Origin of the sequence: Flavobacterium commune, from assembly GCF_001857965.1 — a bacterium.
Lineage (GTDB): Bacteria > Bacteroidota > Bacteroidia > Flavobacteriales > Flavobacteriaceae > Flavobacterium > Flavobacterium commune.
In genome coordinates this window covers 3090485-3108434 of the sequence record NZ_CP017774.1, presented here as the reverse complement: position 1 = coordinate 3108434, position 17950 = coordinate 3090485, and the positions used below count along the sequence as shown (strand labels likewise).

Below are 17950 nucleotides of genomic sequence, written 5' to 3'. Positions count from 1 at the left end.
TAACCTTTTATCGAATAATCTTCATAATGAATACATCTTGATTTTAATCTTATAAAAGACAAAAGGAGAGCTGGCTCTCCTTTTAATCTTTTTAAATAAAAGTGATAAACTTTTTTATTTGTATTAACATCTTAATCAATGTCCCACCAAAGTCTTGTACCGCCTGAATCCGGTCCTCCCAATTTTACAATTCCATCAAGTACAGCACTATTATTTGAAGAATATTCATTAGTAGTATAAATGACTCTTTTCATTAAGCTTTTACCAACACCTGCATCCACATTATCAGTATTCAATAATGGATAAACTACACTAACATCTGTTCTGCGTAAATCAGCCCAAGTTTCCCAGGATTCCGGAAATAAAGCCAAATATTTTTGAACTGTAATTTGTTTGCGTTGATCCGCTACAGTACCAGACCAAGCAACTGAAACAGTTACTGGAGGTGTGTATAAATCTAAACTAGGATATAAAGTAGTAATAGCTGGTACTACAGGTGTTGTAGTTCCCGCAATATAATTACTAATTGCTGTAGCATCTGTAATCCCCCATTGATTCATCGATAGAGTAATTCCTGTTTCATACAAACTTTTAGCATTACCATCCATGCTCCATCCATTCAAAGCTCCTTCTGCTCTATTCAGATAACACTCAGAAGCCATCATAATTTCAATAGCTTTCGAATTTTGAAAGTCTCCGGCTAAAGCAGCACTGAATGGAGAAAACTTAGTTGTTCCAAATTGACTTTGTAAGCCTCCTGCCGGTTTACCTAAATAAATTCCATCAGCATTCGGTGCAAACCATTTTTGCATTCTTGGATCATTATATCCTTTAAGAATACTTTCCATAGATGCTGTCATAAAATAGCCCCAACTATTTACAATCATGTTTAAGTTATTTGGAGTAATATCACTAACCTTAAAAGTCGCACTTTGTGTATTAGATTCCATAACCCCAGCAGCAACAGCAGCTTCAGCTTGTGTTTTGGCTTTATCAGGTTGTACATCTGAAATACGTAATGCTAAACGCAATCTAAGACTATTTCCAAATGTTCTCCAATTAGCAACATTACCATTAAAGATTCGGTCAGAAACCGAATACAAACCTACAGTTGATGTTGATGTAGTGCTTAAAGTGGCATTTGCTTCATCTAACAATTTAAAGAAATCTTCATAAATAGACTCCTGACTATCATAAGCAACTTTCGGAAGTCCGTTTCCAGCCTCTGTGTAAGGTATTGGTCCATAATGATCAGTCATTTGATTGAACATAAAAACTTTCCAAATTTTTAAAATTGCCGTTGCATCTGCATCGTCTTTAGCTGCTATAAAAGCATTATTCAATGCTGGAACTGCAACAGTGTAAAATCGTAACCAACCACGTTCTCCAAAAGATCCAAAAGCATTTCTGTCTGTACTATATCCTGTATTCATGTATTGAACAAAAGTGGAAGATATAATACCGGTAGCAATACCCCAAGTACCTTGGTCATCTACACCAGGAGAAGAATAAGAACCATTATGAATTCCCGCATACAAAGCTGATGCAAAAGCAGGACCTGCTAAAGAGGCGTCTAACTGATCGGCTGTTAAGGTATTTTTATTGGTATTTATTTCATCAAAATCTTTTGTACAACTTGAAAAAACGCTAACAGTCAATAATGCTGCTATTGTTTTAATTTTATAACTATTTTTCATCCTATCTTTTTTTAAAAATTAAAATCCAAATTTCACATTCACTCCATAATCTCTTGTTGAAGGAATATTGAAAGATTCTACACCTTGTAAGTTTCCTGTACCTGCTCCTTGTTCCGGGTCAAAATATTTTGCTTTGTTTACTATAAAAAATAAGTTTCTCGCAACGAATGACACATTGAAACTAGTAAAAGCAGAGTTTTTCAATAAACTTTTTGGCATTGTGTATCCTAAAACAAGTTCTCTTAATCGAATATTTGTAGCATCATAAATAAATGGTTCAGCAATTGGAGTTCTTTGCCCTACTGATGTCCAATATTCTTCGGCAGATACTGTTACTGTATTAGGAGTATAACCGCCATTTCCATTTGAAACAACACCATCAACAATAAATCCATTTTCTCTACCTGCTAGTGTCATTGTATTTACTCCCAATCCTGCTTGTCTAGCTTGGGTATATGACACTACTTCTCCTCCAATTCTAAAATCTACTAGAAAACTTAAGTTAAAATCTTTGTATCTAAAATTATTCTTAAATCCGGCTGTCCAATCAGGATTGAAATTACCCGCAAGTACATCAAAACTGTTTGTTGCAAGTGGTAAACCGGCTGAGTTCACAATGATTTCTCCGTCATCAGTTCTTTGAAAACCTTTGATATACAAATCACCATATTCGCCACCTTTAATAATTTTGCTTCTCACTAAACGTCCATCTCCCAGTACTAATTCATCTCTTCCTTCAAAAATAGATTTCACTTTTGATTTATAAGATGCAAAATTGGTTGTAATATCCCATGAAAAATTATCTGTTTCAACAGGAGTTGCAGTTAGCATAACTTCCACACCGTTATTTTCAATATCTCCACCATTTACACTAGCTCTGGAATATCCGGAAGCTTCAGGAGTATTAATGTAAAAAATTTGGTTTTTAGTATTTGTTTTAAAATAAGTAACATCTAATCCTAAACGATTCTTTAGAAATTTTAACTCCGTACCAAACTCCATCGAACTTGAAATTTCTGGTTTTAAATTTGGATTAGCAGCGGTAGTCTGAGAATAAACCATACCACCATTACCTCCTATGTATGACAACTGAGGAACTAAACCATAAGGATTTGTATCATTACCTACTTGAGCAAAAGAAGCTCTTACTTTAGCATAACTAATCGCTTCAGGCAATTCAACGATATCGGAAATCACACTGGAAAGACCTATAGATGGATAAAAATAATCTTCCGGTAAAGTAGAAGACCAGTCATTTCTGGCTGTAACATCTAAGAATAAATAGTTTTTATACCCTAACTGAGCCGAACCATATAGTGAATTAATTTGCTTTTCACTAAGATTTGATGTTGCTCCCGGAGTTCTTAAATTTGACAAAGAAAAATAATTCCTTCTGCTTAATACTCCGCCAGAAGATAATGTTGATGTTGATTGTTTCAATAAACTCGCACCGGCATTGGCTGTTAAAGAAAAATCCCCAAACTTAGTATTATAACTTAATAATGCGTCAGAGTTTAATTCTCTTACTGTTTCTAATGATTCTGCATAGCTTCCAAGATTTTGATTAAACCTGTCTGTAGCATATCTTCTGGAAAAAATTTTGTTTGATGTTTGATCTAAACCTGTTCTTACCTGTAAACTTAATGCGTTAGTGAATTTATATTTCAAGGAAGCAAAACCAATAAATCTATTTCGCTCATCTTCACGGGAATTATCGCGCAAAGCTGACCAATATGGATTTCCTCCTGCTTGTCCTACTTCATCAATAAAATAATTTTGCTGTTTTTGTCCTAAAGCATCTGTATATTCATAATTTTTATAATCACTATGAGCTAAACTTCTTGGTAATAAATAAAGGGAAGTACCTATAGATTCTTCACCTGTTCTTAAAATATTATCGATATTTTGAACGATATAATTCGTTTTCACATCCAAAGACAATTTATCTGTCAACTCGCTAGTCAATCTTAAGTTAGCATTATGCCTTCCTAATTTATTTCCTCCTACAATACCTTCAGCAACGGTATTAGTATATGAAAAATAAGCCTGAGTTTTATCAGAACCTGTCGAAATAGACAAAGTGTTGGCTAAATTATAGCCCGTTTTAAAGAAATCACTAACATTATTAGGCTGAGCAGAATAACTACTAGTTGCTGGTCCAGAATAGTTAGGATTACGCACTAATTGCCAGGCAGAAACCTGACTTCCATCTAAACGTCCTCCCCAGCTCGATTCTGATGTAGCATTATATACGCCACTTTCTCCTTGTCCATATTGATTTTGTAATCCCAATAAATTATACGCTGAAGAAGCCATAAAATTAGAAGAAACAGAGATTTGCATATCTCTTCCTTTTGAACCGGATTTAGTTGTTATAACAATAACTCCATTACTCGCTCTGGAACCATATAAAGCTGCTGCTGATGGTCCTTTAAGTACAGTCATCGAAGCAATATCTTCGGGATTAAGGTTTGAAATTCCGTCCGGCTGTGTTGTTCCCCCTGTATCTACATCAGAATTATCGGTTGTAGAACCATTACTTAACGGTACACCATCCACCACATACAAAGGCTGGTTATTTCCATTAAGCGATCGATTTCCTCTTAAAGTAATTCTGGACGAACTTCCTACACCATTTGAAGTAGTAGAAAAATTAAGACCTGCTACTTTTCCCGAAAGTGAATTCGCAACGTTTAATGATCTTGCTTGAGAAATCTCATCTACATTAACATTTTGTGCCGAATAGGTAATTGCTTTTTTCTCCCTTTTAATACCTAAGGCTGTTACAACAACTTCCCCTAATTGTTCAGCATCCTCTGTTAATGATACATTTATAATAGTCTGGTTCCCTACAACAACTTCTTTTGATGCTGATCCTATATAGGAAAAGACTAAAATTGCCGATTGGTTAGGAACACTAATACTATACTTACCATCCATATCTGATGATATACCGTTTGTTGTCCCCTTAACAACGATGTTTGCTCCCGGCAGTGGAAAACCGCTTTTGGCATCTGTAACTGTTCCCTTCACTGTAGTTTGAGCCTGAACGTTTTGAAAGCCGAACAAGCAAAACACAAACAGTAGTTTTAATACATTTTGAATCATAATTTGGTGTTTAGTTATTAATTTCTCTTTATTCGAATTAACCTCAGGGTTAATACTTTGTTAAATTTATCACTATAAATCCTTACTGGAATATAATTTCGACCAATGACATATTTGCAAAGGTGTTTGTCTAATTTCTCGTTTTTTTTAGACAAAAAGCTGGTTTAATAAACAATTATCAACTAATTACAAATAGCTTTAATTATTTCACAACAAAACTAAACTTATACTAAACAAAAAACATTAACCTTTTTTTAAAGGTTAATGTTTTTAGCATTTTTATAAAAAATAAGTTTTTTGATTTTCCTAAAACAATAATATTTACTCTGAAACCTTAAACTTTGACTTCATTAAATTTACTGAATTTCCTCCTACCATTACTTCAAAATCGCCAGGTTCTACTACGTTTTTCATTTCCCGGTTCCAAATAGCCAATTCGTCAGGAGTTAAAGTAAATTCTACCGTTTCAGTCGCTCCTTTTTTGATATGTACTCTTTTAAAACCTTTTAATGTTTTTTCAGGAGTTGTTACGGAACTATACACATCATTAATGTACAATTGCACCACTTCATCTCCATCATAATTTCCGGTATTTTTAACATCGACGCTTACTTTTAAGCTTCCGTCAGCTTTAATTTCGGAAGTACTTAAAGTTAAATTCGAATATTCGAATGTGGTATAACTCAAACCGTATCCAAAAGTATACAACGGATTTTCACTTTCAGAAACATAACGATGGATTGCAGATGGTTTTTGGTTGTAATAAATAGGCAATTGCCCGACCGATTTTGGAAAAGTAATCGGCAATCTTCCGCCTGGATTGTAATCTCCAAACAAAACATCAGCTACTGCTTTTCCTCCTGCTTCTCCTGGAAACCAACCTTCCACAATAGCTGGAATGTTTTCATTAATCCAGTTTATAGAAAGCGGACGACCGTTTAACAACACACAAACTACTGGTGTTCCTGTTTTTTGAATCGCTTCAATTAATTCCTGTTGCATTCCGTGTAAATCTAAAGAAGCAACATCTCTGTTTTCTTCCACTAATTCGTTTGATTCTCCTAAAACCACAACGGCAACATCGGCTTTTTTAGCAATATCAATTGCTGGCTGGAAGTTTATCTTATCTAAGTTCCAACGCAAATGCGCTCGGGCTCCCCAGCCGCCTTCCCACATTTCAATGCGGACTTTGTATTTTTTTCCTGCCTCAATATTTTTTGGAGTGGTAACAATACTTGTTGCTCCTTTTGTCCAGTTGTCAATAACCAATTGATCGTCAATCCACATTCTGATTCCGTCATCAGAACTTAAGCCTAACCAACCGTCAAAGGATTTTTCGGATTGAATGTAACCGGTCCAGCGAATCGAAAAATCATCATCATTTACCCCTAAACCCGGATTCCAAGGCCAGTCAAATTCTAATTGACTATCAATACGCGTTAATGCAGGAGTTCCTTCCACATTTCTATTATTGAAATATTCTCCTTTTAATCCGTTTTGAGAACCATCAGGAGTAAATAAATATTTAGACGGAATAATTTGCCCTTTTACAATCAAAGGAACACCTTCTTCATAAAGTACATTGCTATTTTTACCCACCACTTGTTTGATTCCCTCCAGAACTGTAGTTCCTACTTTATTTTTAACTGCATAGCCTCCTAATCTTGATGCATCGGCATTAGGTCCGATAACAGCAATAGTTTGAAGATCTTTTTTCAGAGGTAAAAGATTGTTTTCATTTTTCAATAAAACCATCGATTTATGTCCTGCTTCAAGGGCGATGTCCTGATTTTCTTTGGTATGAAAACGCTCTTTAATTAGATTTTTGTCAGTATATGGATTTTCGAATAAACCTAACATAAACTTCAATCGTAAAACACCACCAGCCGCACGGTCAATTTGCTCCATAGTCAGTTTCTTTTCATTTACCAATTCAATCAGGCTTTGTTGCCAAAATTCATTGGTAAAATCATAAAATTGCATATCCACTCCTGCAGCAACTGCTTCACGGATACTTTCTTTTGGAGAATTGGTAACATAATGTGTAGTTTGAAGGTATTTGATAGCTCCCAAATCAGAAACTACAATTCCTTTGAAACCCCATTCTTTTCGTAAAACATCAGTCAACAACCAATGATTAGCAGCACAAGGAATCCCGTCTAATTCAGAATAAGCACACATGGTTCCTAACGCTCCGCCTTTTGTAAATGCTTTTTGAAAAGATGGTAAATGATCTTCACGAGCCGAACGTTCACCCACTAGAATAGGAGAAGAATTTCCTCCAGCTTGCGGAATTCCGTGAACAGCAAAGTGTTTGGGTTCAGCAATTATCGAACGATCTGATTTTAAATCATCGCCTTGCATTCCTTTAATCATTGCCAAACCAATTTCGCTGTTCAAGTAAGCATCTTCACCAAAAGTTTCTGCCACTCTTCCCCATCTTGGTTCGCGACCTAAATCTAAATTGGGTCCAAGGCCAAAATGAACGCCGTGCGCTCTGGCTTCGGTAGCAATTACTTTACCTACTTTATCCATTAAATTAGTGTCCCAGCTAGCTCCTAAACCAATGTTCATAGGAAAAGCGGTACTTCCATCGTCTAAATAACCGTGAAGCATCTCACACATAATCAATGCTGGAATTCCCCAACGGTTGTTTTTAATCACTTCTTTTTGAAGATCATTAATCATTTTTGCCGAACGAGGATAAATATCATGAATGGCTCCTATTCCTAATTTTCCAATTTTAGCATTGGATTTCGTTTTAGAGAAATCTTCTTTTTCTTTAAAAAATTCTCCTTTGTACATATCCATTTGACGTACTTTTTCTTCCAGACTCATTCGGCTCAACAAGTCTTTTACCCGCGCTTCAACTTCTAATTTGGAATCCTGATAAGGTAGTTTTTTTTGAGCAAAGCTAAGGCTGCTAAAACCTACAAACGCTACTAAAACAAGACTTATCTTTTTTACTTTTATTACTAACATAAAGTTGTTTTTTTAATTTTGAATCACTTTTAAGCTTGTTCCATTCACAAAATTATCATGCGAAATAAAATAACTATTTATTGCTTTTCCGTCTAATTGAATTTGTTTGATTGTACCGTCATTATTGACTTCTCGCTCAATTACAATGTTTTCTTTTTTATAATAATTAGCATCTAATTTGATGGTGATTTTATCAAACATAGGCGTTGTAATCGTGTAAACAGGTTCACCCGGAGAAATAGGATAAATTCCCATCATCGAATACACTAACCAGGCTGACATAGTTCCTGTATCATCATTTCCAGGTAATCCTTTTGGCTTGTTTTGGAAATATTCGCGAACTAATTTTTTAACCAAGTCCTGACTTTTAAATTCTTCTCCTTTCAAATAATTAAACAAATACGGATAAGCAATATCAGGTTCGTTTGCCATATCAAATTGCTTGCTATCAAATACTTTTTGCAATTGGCTGGAGAAGCCTTTATTTCCGCCCATCAATTGGATTAAACCTTTAATATCGTGCGGAACCATAAAAGCATATTGCCAGGCATTCCCTTCGATAAAACCTACATTCTCCTCAAAATTAGCTCCCAAAATAGGATCAAATGGTTCGTACCATTTTCCGTCAGCTAGTCTTGGTCGCAATAATTTTAAATTTTTATCGAATAACTTTTTGTACGATAACGAACGCTTTTTAAATCGATTCGCATCGGCAGTTTTTCCCAGGGCTTTCGCCAAAAGTGAAATGGAATAATCCGACGCATTGTATTCTTGTGTGGTAGAAACGGGCCCACGATCATTAGTAGTCAAATATCCTTTTTCTATGTAATCTTTCAATCCTGGACGAAGTGGGTTATTCTCCATTTGATCAGCGCCTTTCAGCATTGCCTTATAGGCTTTTTGAACATCAAAATCACGAATTCCTTTTAGATAAGTATCTGCAATTACAATACTGGCAGGGTCGCCTACCATCGTAAAAGTTTCGGTAGCATTCAATTCCCATTTAGGCAACCAGCCATTTTCATCGTACATTTCGAGCATACTTTTCACCATATCCGATTGTTGTTTTGGATAAGCCAAAGACATCAGTTGGTGCAAATTTCTATACGTATCCCAAAGTGAAAAAACCGTGTAACGAGTGCCATCCGTTTTTCCAATTTTACTTTTTTTTATTTCAGGATATTCTCCGTTATAATCATTTAAAGTATTGGGATGAATTAAAGTGTGATACAATGCAGTGTAAAAAATAGTTTTATCATCTTCTGAACCGCCTTCAACTAGAATTTTAGAAAGCTCAGTATTCCATTCGTCATACGTTTCTTTGTAAACCGCATCAAAGGATTTATTGGCTGTTTCTTTTTCGAGATTTTCACGGGCATTTTCAATGCTTACATAGGAAATTCCTATTTTAACATTAACCGTTTCTTCCTTGTCAAATTGATAGGTAAAATACGTTCCAATACTATCGCCAACTACGGTTTTGATGGTATTTTCCATCATTCGGGTTTTGCCATTATACCCCATCCATTGGGCTTCAGCTCCATTGTATTGGGCTGGTTTTTTCCAAACGCCAAATTGGTCTGCTGGTTTCGAAAATTTGGCTACAAAATAAACGGGGTAAGCATCTTCCGGACTGTTGTAACAAAACGAACCCACGCTTCGCATTCCTTCAATTTCTGTGGAAGAAACTATTTTTACCATTGCTCCTTCTTCATTGGTTAAACCGACACCAAGATTCAGTAAAATATTGGATTGTCCTTTAGGGAAAGTAAATTGGCTGACACCTACTCTTTTCGAAGCTGTAAATTCAGCTTTCACTTTATATTTATCAATATTTACGCTGTAATAGGCCGTTTTGGCAATTTCGTTAGAATAAGTAGAACCGTATTTTAAATGATTGGTTTCAACAGTTCCCGTAGTGGGCATCAGCAAAATAACGCCTAATTCCGGACAGCCAACTCCGCTTAAATTAACCTGACTGAAGCCTGTTAAAAATTTATTTTCGTTCACATACGGATTGGACAGCCACTGACTGTCTTTTTCCAAAGGTCGGTTTTGAGGTCCAGAAACATTAAACGGACTAATACTAGCCATTCCTCTTGGCGCAATTGGTCCTGGGAAAGTAGCTCCAAAATTGGAAGTTCCAATAAACGGATTGACAAAATCGGCTGGCTGCTGTGCTAAAATAGCTGCGCTAAAAAACAGCATGTAAAAAAAACATGCTGTTTGTAATGTTATCCTTTTATATAAAACCATAATTTAATTTTATCTGTTAATCGCTTCAATTTTTAAAGTCCAGGCTTCTTTTGATGGTAAATTATTTCTCAAACTTTCTGGAATTACCACTTTAAATCCTTTGTCTAATTTAGTCCATTTTAAGGACGTTTTAGAACCTAACATGGTGATTTTTGTTCCTTTTTTTGGACTAATCGAATTCACAATCACTTCTGATGGAATGGTGTTTTCTCCTTCTTTAGCCAAATAAAACAAGAACACATTTCCTGCCTTATTTTGAGTCATACAAATATTATTTTCTTTGTATGGAGCAATAGGTTTAGTGTTATAAATGGCAGTGTTGTTTACTTTCATCCAATCACCGTAAGCTACCAATAAATCATAAGCACCTTGCTGCCATTCGCCATCAGGTCCAGGAGCTACATTTAGCAACAAATTTCCACCTTTGGCAACCACATCAATCAACATGTGAATCCCTTGTCTTCCTGTTAAATATTTAGCATCCGGAGTGTAAGACCATCCTCCGCCTGAAGTAATACAAGATTCCCAAGGATAAGGCAAAGTTTTCTCTGGAACACGGTTTTCAGGAGTTAAGTAGTTTTGGTTTTTTCCGTGAACTGCTCTGTCAACTACAATTAATCCGGGTTGTTTTTGACGTGCTTTAACTACCAATTCATCCATTTTAATGTCCTGATCTACTACTCTGTGTTTGATAAATCCGTTCCCTGATTCGTTTTCTGCAAATTTTTCAGCAAATCCTTTCTTAACATCCTCTTTGCTGGTTTTAGCAACCCAGCCACCATCTAGCCATAAAATATCAATTTTACCGTAATCCGTCAATAATTCTAAAATTTGGTTATGCGTGAAGTCAACGTATTTTTTCCATTTATCCGGATATGCCGCTGGATCATAATTTACATTTCTGTCGAAAGGTGGAAAATAAGGATCCCAATAATTTTCGTTATGCCAGTCTGGTTTCGAGAAATAAGCTCCTGTTGAAATATTTTCTTTTCTAAAAGCATTAAAAACTTCTTTTGCAATATTTGCTTTTGGATTTGTACTAAAAGCACAACCTGCATCGGTTACTTTATAATCCGAATATTTGGTATCGAACATATTAAATCCATCATGGTGTTTTGTGGTAAAAACCATGTATTTCATTCCGGCATTTTTAGCTGCTTTTGCCCATTTTTCAGGATTAAATTTAGTGGGATTGAAGTTTTTTTTCAATCCTTCATAATCTTTTACATATTGATTGTAATTGGATGGATTGCTTCCTTTTTTGCGTTCGCACCATCCATAATCTTCTGGACAAATCGACCAGGATTCCACAATTCCCCATTCACTGTAAGTTCCCCAGTGCATTAGCAAACCAAACTTTTTGCCCTGCCATTCGTCCAAATTTTTTAGTACTAATGGATCTGTTTCTGGCACATATCTTTCGTCTTCATAAATGGCTTGTGAAAACATTTGTACCGAAAATAATAGGGCTATGATTGCTATACTTTTTTTCATTCTTTCTGTTTTTAATTATTCAATCTGTTATTAGTTTGTATCTCTATTTAACTTTTCAAGTATCGGTTGATCTGTAAAAGTTAATTCTGTCTGGGTATTTTCATTAAGCTGCTCCAATACAACAAACTTATTCTCGCCCGCTTTCAACCAACAGCCTGGTACATAAAGCGTTTGTTGCGGTCCTAATTTCCAGTAGCGTCCAAGATTGTGCCCGTTAACAAATACAATTCCCTTTCCCCAATTTGTCATATCCAGAAAAGTGTCGGCAGGCTTATCTATGTTTACTGTAGCTTCATATAAAACTGGGCGTCCCGATTTTATCGTTTCATTTTTAATAGCTGGCACTTCATTCATCGGCATTTTATACATTTCCCATCCACCACTAATTTCATACTCATTAATGAATACTGGAGCAATAATTCCTTTAGTATTATGTACAATTTCGGCTCCGTAATTAATACGTCCCATATTTTCAACCAGAATTTCTAAAATACCGTTAAAAGGAATAGAAATTGTCAACTCATAATTTTTGAAAACTCTATTCAATTCACCGACCTTAACTCCATTTACATAAACTGTAGTAAAGTCTCTCAATCCCTCAATCTTTAATTTTCCAGAAGAAATTGGCTGCGTAAATCTTTTTCGATACAAAACATATCCATTTCCCTGACCTAACTTTTCAAATGTCAAAGGTTGATCATTTACAACCGGTTTTTCTTTTTTGATCCAGCTTAAAACATCCATACTCGATTTGATACCCTGATTAGGATATTTTGTAACTGGTATTTTCTCTGGAATCGCTGCTAGTTTTGTTTTAGAATACTTTTGCATGACATCACGTATAGCCATGAATTTTGGTGTTGCCCAACCTGCTTCGCTAATAGGCGCATCATAATCATAGCTTGTAATATCAGGCTGAATATCACTTTCTTCATTATAATTTGCTCCAGAGGTAAATCCAAAATTAGTACCACCATGCGCCATATAATAATTAAAAGAAACACCTGCATCAAGGTATTTTTTAGTTTGGCTTGCAATTTCCTCAGATCCAATCTTAACAAATGGTTCTGCCCAATGATCCAACCAGCCAGAATAAAACTCTGCTACCATATATGGTCCTTGTCCTTTATGGAATTTATCAACCTGCTTCTTTAAATTCTCTATATTTGATTCTCCATTTGCAGTAGGTAACACGCCTTCAACAGCACCGCCTTCAAACAACCAGGTACCGTCAGAAGTAAAAAAAGGCTCTGGAAACCCCGTTTCTTTAAGCATATTGTAAATGGCTGTTTTGTATGCTTTATGATCCTCAGCACTAATATCGGTTCTTTGAGAAACATAAGAACCAAATTCATTTTCAGCCTGAACCATAATAATTGGCCCTCCCTGATTAGCAAAATTTCCTTTTACCACTGCATACAAATTTTCCAGATATGTTTTACAAGCTTCTAAAAATGCTTTGTTATTGGTACGAATTACTAAATCTGGATTATTTTGCAGCCACCAAGGATATCCTCCAAATTCCCATTCCCCACATGCATACGGACCTGGCCTAAGAATCACATATAACCCTTCACTTTTAGCAATGCGTAAAAACTCAGCCAAATCTTTATTTCCTGTTTTAAAATCCCATACACCTGGCTCAATTTCATGATAATTCCAAAACACATAAGTTGCCACAGTATTCATTCCCATAGCTTTAAGCATTTGTAATCGATGTCTCCAATATTCTTTAGGAATACGCTCATAGTGCATTTCTCCCGAATGTATTTTAATAATTTTCCCGTCTTGATGAAATTCTCCATTAGATATAGAAAATCCTTTGGTTTGCGCCATATTAAAAAACGGCATCAGGCAAATCAATAATACTCGGAGCTTAAATAATATCTTATTCATTTTCTTCCAGATTATATTCTTATTAATCAACTAAAATTTCGTCAAAAAACAGAAAAGAACTTTCTCCTTTTGGACTTTTCTTTAAATTAGTTGCAATTACTTTTACAAATCTCGCATTGGTTTTTTCGAAACTAATTTTAAAATCTTTCAATTCTGAATTCGAATTAATAGCAAACGGACGAATTATTTTCCCAACTTCTTTATACATTTTTCCATCGGTAGAAATAAAAGCTTTTATTTCGGTTGGAAAATAAATCCCCGAACCTTGATTTTCTAAAGCCCCTAAAGTTACCTGATGAATGGATTGGTTTTTCTCTAAATCAATAACTACTTCCATATCATCCACCAGCCAGGCTTGCCATTGTCCGTCATGAAAATTTTTGCTTCCTCTAATAATATTAACTAAACCCAATGGACCATCCGCTTTGTAGTTTTCATGATATGGATTTTTAAAAGTCAATTTATTAGCTACCGCTTTATGAAATTGAATGCTATCCGTAAAAACTTTACCTATCGGTTTATCTTCTTTAAACAAAGAAGCTTTTAAAATAGTTGTTCCTTGAATTGTAATAGAATCAGTGTATTTTATGGCTTGATTGTCTAAATTTTTATTGTCCAAAACATAGCGAATATCCGCATTAGGAAATTCATTTTTCAAAGCTACTTTTATCTGTTTTTTATCCAAATGAGCCTTTGAAGCAGCAGATACCAAATAAGCACTTTTAGAATAATTGATTCCCAAATAATCAAAACGTGCTAATAAAGAAGGTAATCTGGTTGTAAAATCATTCCAGTTTCGGGCTGCTTTTGGACTCCATAAAACCTCTGCCATAGCTCCTAATCTTGGAAAAATCATGTATTCTGATTCTTGTGTACTCTCAATGTATTCAGCCCATAAATTAGCCTGAGCGCCTAAAATATGTTTGGCTTGTTCTGGTGTCATTTCGTCCACCACAGGATCAAAATGATATACTTTAGTCAGTGGAATAAATCCTCCAAAAGCCAAAGGTTCTTCATTTTGAGGCCCTTGATAGATGTTAAAATAACAATGTGATTCTGGTGTCATAATTACATCGTGACCTTGTTTAGAAGCTTCAATTCCGCCTTCAGTTCCTCTCCAGCTCATTACTGTGGCATCAGGAGCCAATCCACCTTCTAAAATTTCGTCCCAGCCAATTACTTTTTTGCCTTTCGAATTGATGTATTTCTCCATTCGTTTTACAAAATAACTCTGTAATTCATGTACATTTTTCAAACCTTCCTCCTGCATTCTTTTTTGACAATGAGGACAGGTTTCCCAATTGGTTTTAGTTGCTTCATCTCCACCAATGTGAATGTATTTTGAAGGAAAAATGGCAATCACCTCGTCAATTACATCTTCTAAAAATTCAAAAGTATTCTCTTTTCCCGCACAATAAATATCCGTAATAGGCCAAACTCCACCAGATGGCACACCTATTTTTTGATTGAAACAAGCCAATTCAGGATAAGCAGCAATAGCACTGCTCACGTGAGCTGGCATTTCGATTTCTGGAATAACTTGAATATTTTTAGTTGCGGCGTATTTTACAATTTCTTTTAATTCCTCTTGGGTTAAAAATCCTCCATAAGTTCCTTTTTCATTTGGATCAACAGTTAATCTGGCATTCCAAATCACATTTTCCTGATTGACTCTCCAGGCGCCAATTTCTGTTAGTTTTGGATATTTTTTAATTTCAATTCGCCAGCCTTGATCGTCAACTAAATGCAAATGCAATACATTCATTTTTAGCATTGCCAATCGGTCAATTGTTTGAATTACATAATTTTTATCAAAAAAGTGACGCGATAAATCCAGCATCAAACCTCTCCATTGAAAACGAGGTTCATCTTTAATACTAACATTTGGAATAACCCAATTTAAATTGGACACCTGATTTTTACTTTCGATAGCTGTGGGTAATAATTGTCTAATAGTTTCCAGTCCATAAATCAAACCCGCATTTTCTTTGGCAGTAATTACAATACTTTTAGAAGTTACTTCTAATTGGTACGCCTCACGATTCAGATTTTTATCTATTTTGAATTCGATATAGTTGTTCTTTGGTTTTTTATTCGAAAATTCAGGCTGCCATCCCGTTGCGGCTTTAAATTTGTTCATCAAAGCAGTTGCTATTTCTTTTTGAGTTGCAGTCGTAGCAATAATTTTAGTGTTTTCAGAAAACTGAAAAACGCCTTCTTTAACCTCGATATTAGCGGGTTTTGGTATTATAGCAATGTCTTTTTGTGCAACAACAGCACTCGAAACAAGAATGAAAAGCGCTACTAGGGTTGTTTTGATTAATCTCATAAATTATTATTTTAAAGAAGCTGTTATTTTAATTTGATACTGAATGCGTTTCTTATTTGTCCCAGGACATTTTAAATTTTGCATCTTCCATTCTGTTTCCTTTTTCGTCATCGCAAATGGCATAGTTGAAACCAGAACGTAAACTATACCCAGCGTGCTCACCATTTTTATTCAAAGCAATAAATCCCACTTGTAAATATTCCATGTCTTTATGGTTTTTATGTTTGTTGTAAATACGTTCAGTGATTTCTTTACAAGCTTCGAATGGTGATTTTCCCTGACGCATTAACTCCACCACCATAGCACTTCCAGCTGTTCGAATCACTGCTTCTCCTAATCCTGTTGCCGCAGCTGCACCAACTTCATTATCCAGAAAAAGTCCTGCTCCAATAATGGGAGAATCACCAACACGACCGTGCATTTTCCAGGCTGCCCCACTTGTAGTACAGCCGCCAGAAAGGTTTCCGTCTTCATCAATCATCAGCATACTAATGGTATCGTGATTTTCAATATTAATAACAGGTTTATATTTGGATTCCTCTAACCATTTTTTCCAGTCTTTCTCTGATTCTGGGGTTAGTAAATTTTCTTCTTTAAATCCTTCTGAAAGTGCAAACTGTAATGCGCCTTGCCCGGATAACATAACGTGTGGCGTATTCTCTAAAACTCTTTTCGCTACCGAAATAGGATGCATAATTCCTTGCAAAAAAGAAACAGATCCGCAATTGCTGTTGTGATCCATAATGCAGGCGTCTAATGTTACCTTTCCTTCACGATCCGGATATCCTCCGTAACCCACACTGCGTACATTAGGATCAGCTTCCGGAATTTTCATTCCGGCTTCTATTGCATCCAGAGCTGGTTTTCCTGCTTTTAATTGTTTCCAGGTTTCTGCATTAGCAGGCAAACCATGATTCCAGGTAGAGATCACTACCGGTTTTTTTACTTTTTTGACAGGCTCTTTTTTTACTTCTTCGGTATTTTGAGCCACTCCCTGTAATCCAAATAATGAGCTTACAGCGAATGTTCCTAATGTAGTTTTTTTGATAAAATCTCTTCTGTTTGACATGGCTTTGATTGTTTTATTTCAAACTTGCTTTGGTTGCTGCAATGACTTTTAAATAGGCATCAGAAATGGCTGGACCATCAAAAAAAGTAACTCCAGCTGCACCGTTTTCTTTCGCTAATAAAATCGTTTTTCTCAATTCCTCTTCACTTTCTACACCTGGAATGTAAATTCCTGTGTTTAATTTGGTTTGTTTTCCTTTTAAATCAGTAACTCCTTGTTGGGTAGCAAAACCTATCCAATTCATTCCTTCATTATAAAAGTTATGATAAATCATCGGATACACTTCATCAATATTCCATTTGTCCCAACGTTGACGCACCATGTGATCGGCCATTTCTGGATAAGGAAATACCGCTGCGGTTAATTTTTTTCCGTTTTTGTGTGCAATTTCATAAGCATGATCCACCACATTTTTAATTTGATTCAAACGAAATTGTTTCCATTCCATATCTATTTCAGGATGTTCCAGTTTTCTTGGATCTCTGCCAAATTCCTTCATAAAAGCATTTACGCTGGCATCCGAATAATCAAAATCGTAATCGGGTAACTCGGTGTTTTGTACCAAATTGTATTTCGGTAATAATCCAACAGGTAAAAACACATCGGGATAACGGATGTAATCTAAATGCACACTTTCGATGCCTTTTACTTTTGCCAATCCTTCCAGTAAATCATAAATATGCTGGCGTGCTTCGGGATGACTTGGTGACAACCATTGGTAATAATCCACATAAGGACGATCGTCAAAACAAGATTTTCCACTTCGGCTAACCATATACCAATCCGGATGTTGTAGAGCCACAGCATCTCCCGGACGATTCATGGTCATAATCCAGGCGTGTACTTTTAAACCTTCTTTGGCAGCTATTGGAACTAATCTTTTTAAAAGTTCGGGACTTGTGCTGGTATTAATCAACACTTCATCAATTCCTGCATTTTTATATTTTTTAAATTCTTCGGTATAAGATTCGTTTGTTCTTTTAGCATCCGCAGTAATCCATACTCCAAATTTGAATTCGGTTTTAGTTTCACCCTTTTGAATGCTATTCTTTTCGAAATCCCGAATATTAAAGGACACTAAAAAATATCCAATTATGAGTAGTGTGATATATTTCATAA

At 35.5% G+C, this 17950-nt stretch carries 9 protein-coding genes; all 9 read right to left on the bottom strand.

What is annotated here, in order from left to right:
• Positions 1 to 131: 131 nt before the first annotated feature.
• Positions 132 to 1697 carry a SusD/RagB family nutrient-binding outer membrane lipoprotein gene (locus tag BIW12_RS12955; RefSeq protein WP_071185500.1) on the bottom strand — a complete coding sequence of 522 codons (1566 nt, stop codon included), beginning with the start codon at positions 1695 to 1697 and terminating at the stop codon, positions 132 to 134.
• 18 nt (positions 1698 to 1715) lie between these two features.
• On the bottom strand, positions 1716 to 4805 hold the full coding sequence (locus BIW12_RS12950; protein ID WP_071185499.1) for a SusC/RagA family TonB-linked outer membrane protein: 3090 nt from the start codon (positions 4803 to 4805) through the stop codon (positions 1716 to 1718).
• 321 nt (positions 4806 to 5126) lie between these two features.
• Positions 5127 to 7787 carry a glycoside hydrolase family 3 N-terminal domain-containing protein gene (locus BIW12_RS12945; protein ID WP_071185498.1) on the bottom strand — a complete coding sequence of 887 codons (2661 nt, stop codon included), beginning with the start codon at positions 7785 to 7787 and terminating at the stop codon, positions 5127 to 5129.
• A 12-nt stretch (positions 7788 to 7799) separates the two neighbouring features.
• Positions 7800 to 10043 (bottom strand): GH92 family glycosyl hydrolase, encoded by a 2244-nt coding sequence (locus BIW12_RS12940; RefSeq protein WP_071185497.1) that lies wholly within the window; start codon positions 10041 to 10043, stop codon positions 7800 to 7802.
• Positions 10044 to 10052: 9 nt separating this feature from the next.
• The gene (locus BIW12_RS12935; RefSeq protein WP_071185496.1) at positions 10053 to 11537 is read right to left on the bottom strand and encodes an alpha-L-fucosidase; all 1485 of its coding nucleotides are present in this window, start codon (positions 11535 to 11537) and stop codon (positions 10053 to 10055) included.
• Positions 11538 to 11567: 30 nt separating this feature from the next.
• Positions 11568 to 13433 carry a glycoside hydrolase family 35 protein gene (locus BIW12_RS12930; protein WP_071185495.1) on the bottom strand — a complete coding sequence of 622 codons (1866 nt, stop codon included), beginning with the start codon at positions 13431 to 13433 and terminating at the stop codon, positions 11568 to 11570.
• Positions 13434 to 13455: 22 nt separating this feature from the next.
• The gene (locus tag BIW12_RS12925; RefSeq protein ID WP_071185494.1) at positions 13456 to 15762 is read right to left on the bottom strand and encodes a glycoside hydrolase family 20 protein; all 2307 of its coding nucleotides are present in this window, start codon (positions 15760 to 15762) and stop codon (positions 13456 to 13458) included.
• 52 nt (positions 15763 to 15814) lie between these two features.
• Complete coding sequence (locus tag BIW12_RS12920; protein ID WP_157499552.1) at positions 15815 to 16831, bottom strand: isoaspartyl peptidase/L-asparaginase family protein; 1017 nt, start codon at positions 16829 to 16831, stop codon at positions 15815 to 15817.
• A gap of 13 nt (positions 16832 to 16844) precedes the next feature.
• Positions 16845 to 17948, bottom strand: coding sequence for a family 10 glycosylhydrolase (locus BIW12_RS12915; RefSeq protein ID WP_071185493.1), 1104 nt, complete (start codon positions 17946 to 17948; stop codon positions 16845 to 16847).
• Positions 17949 to 17950: the final 2 nt, after the last annotated feature.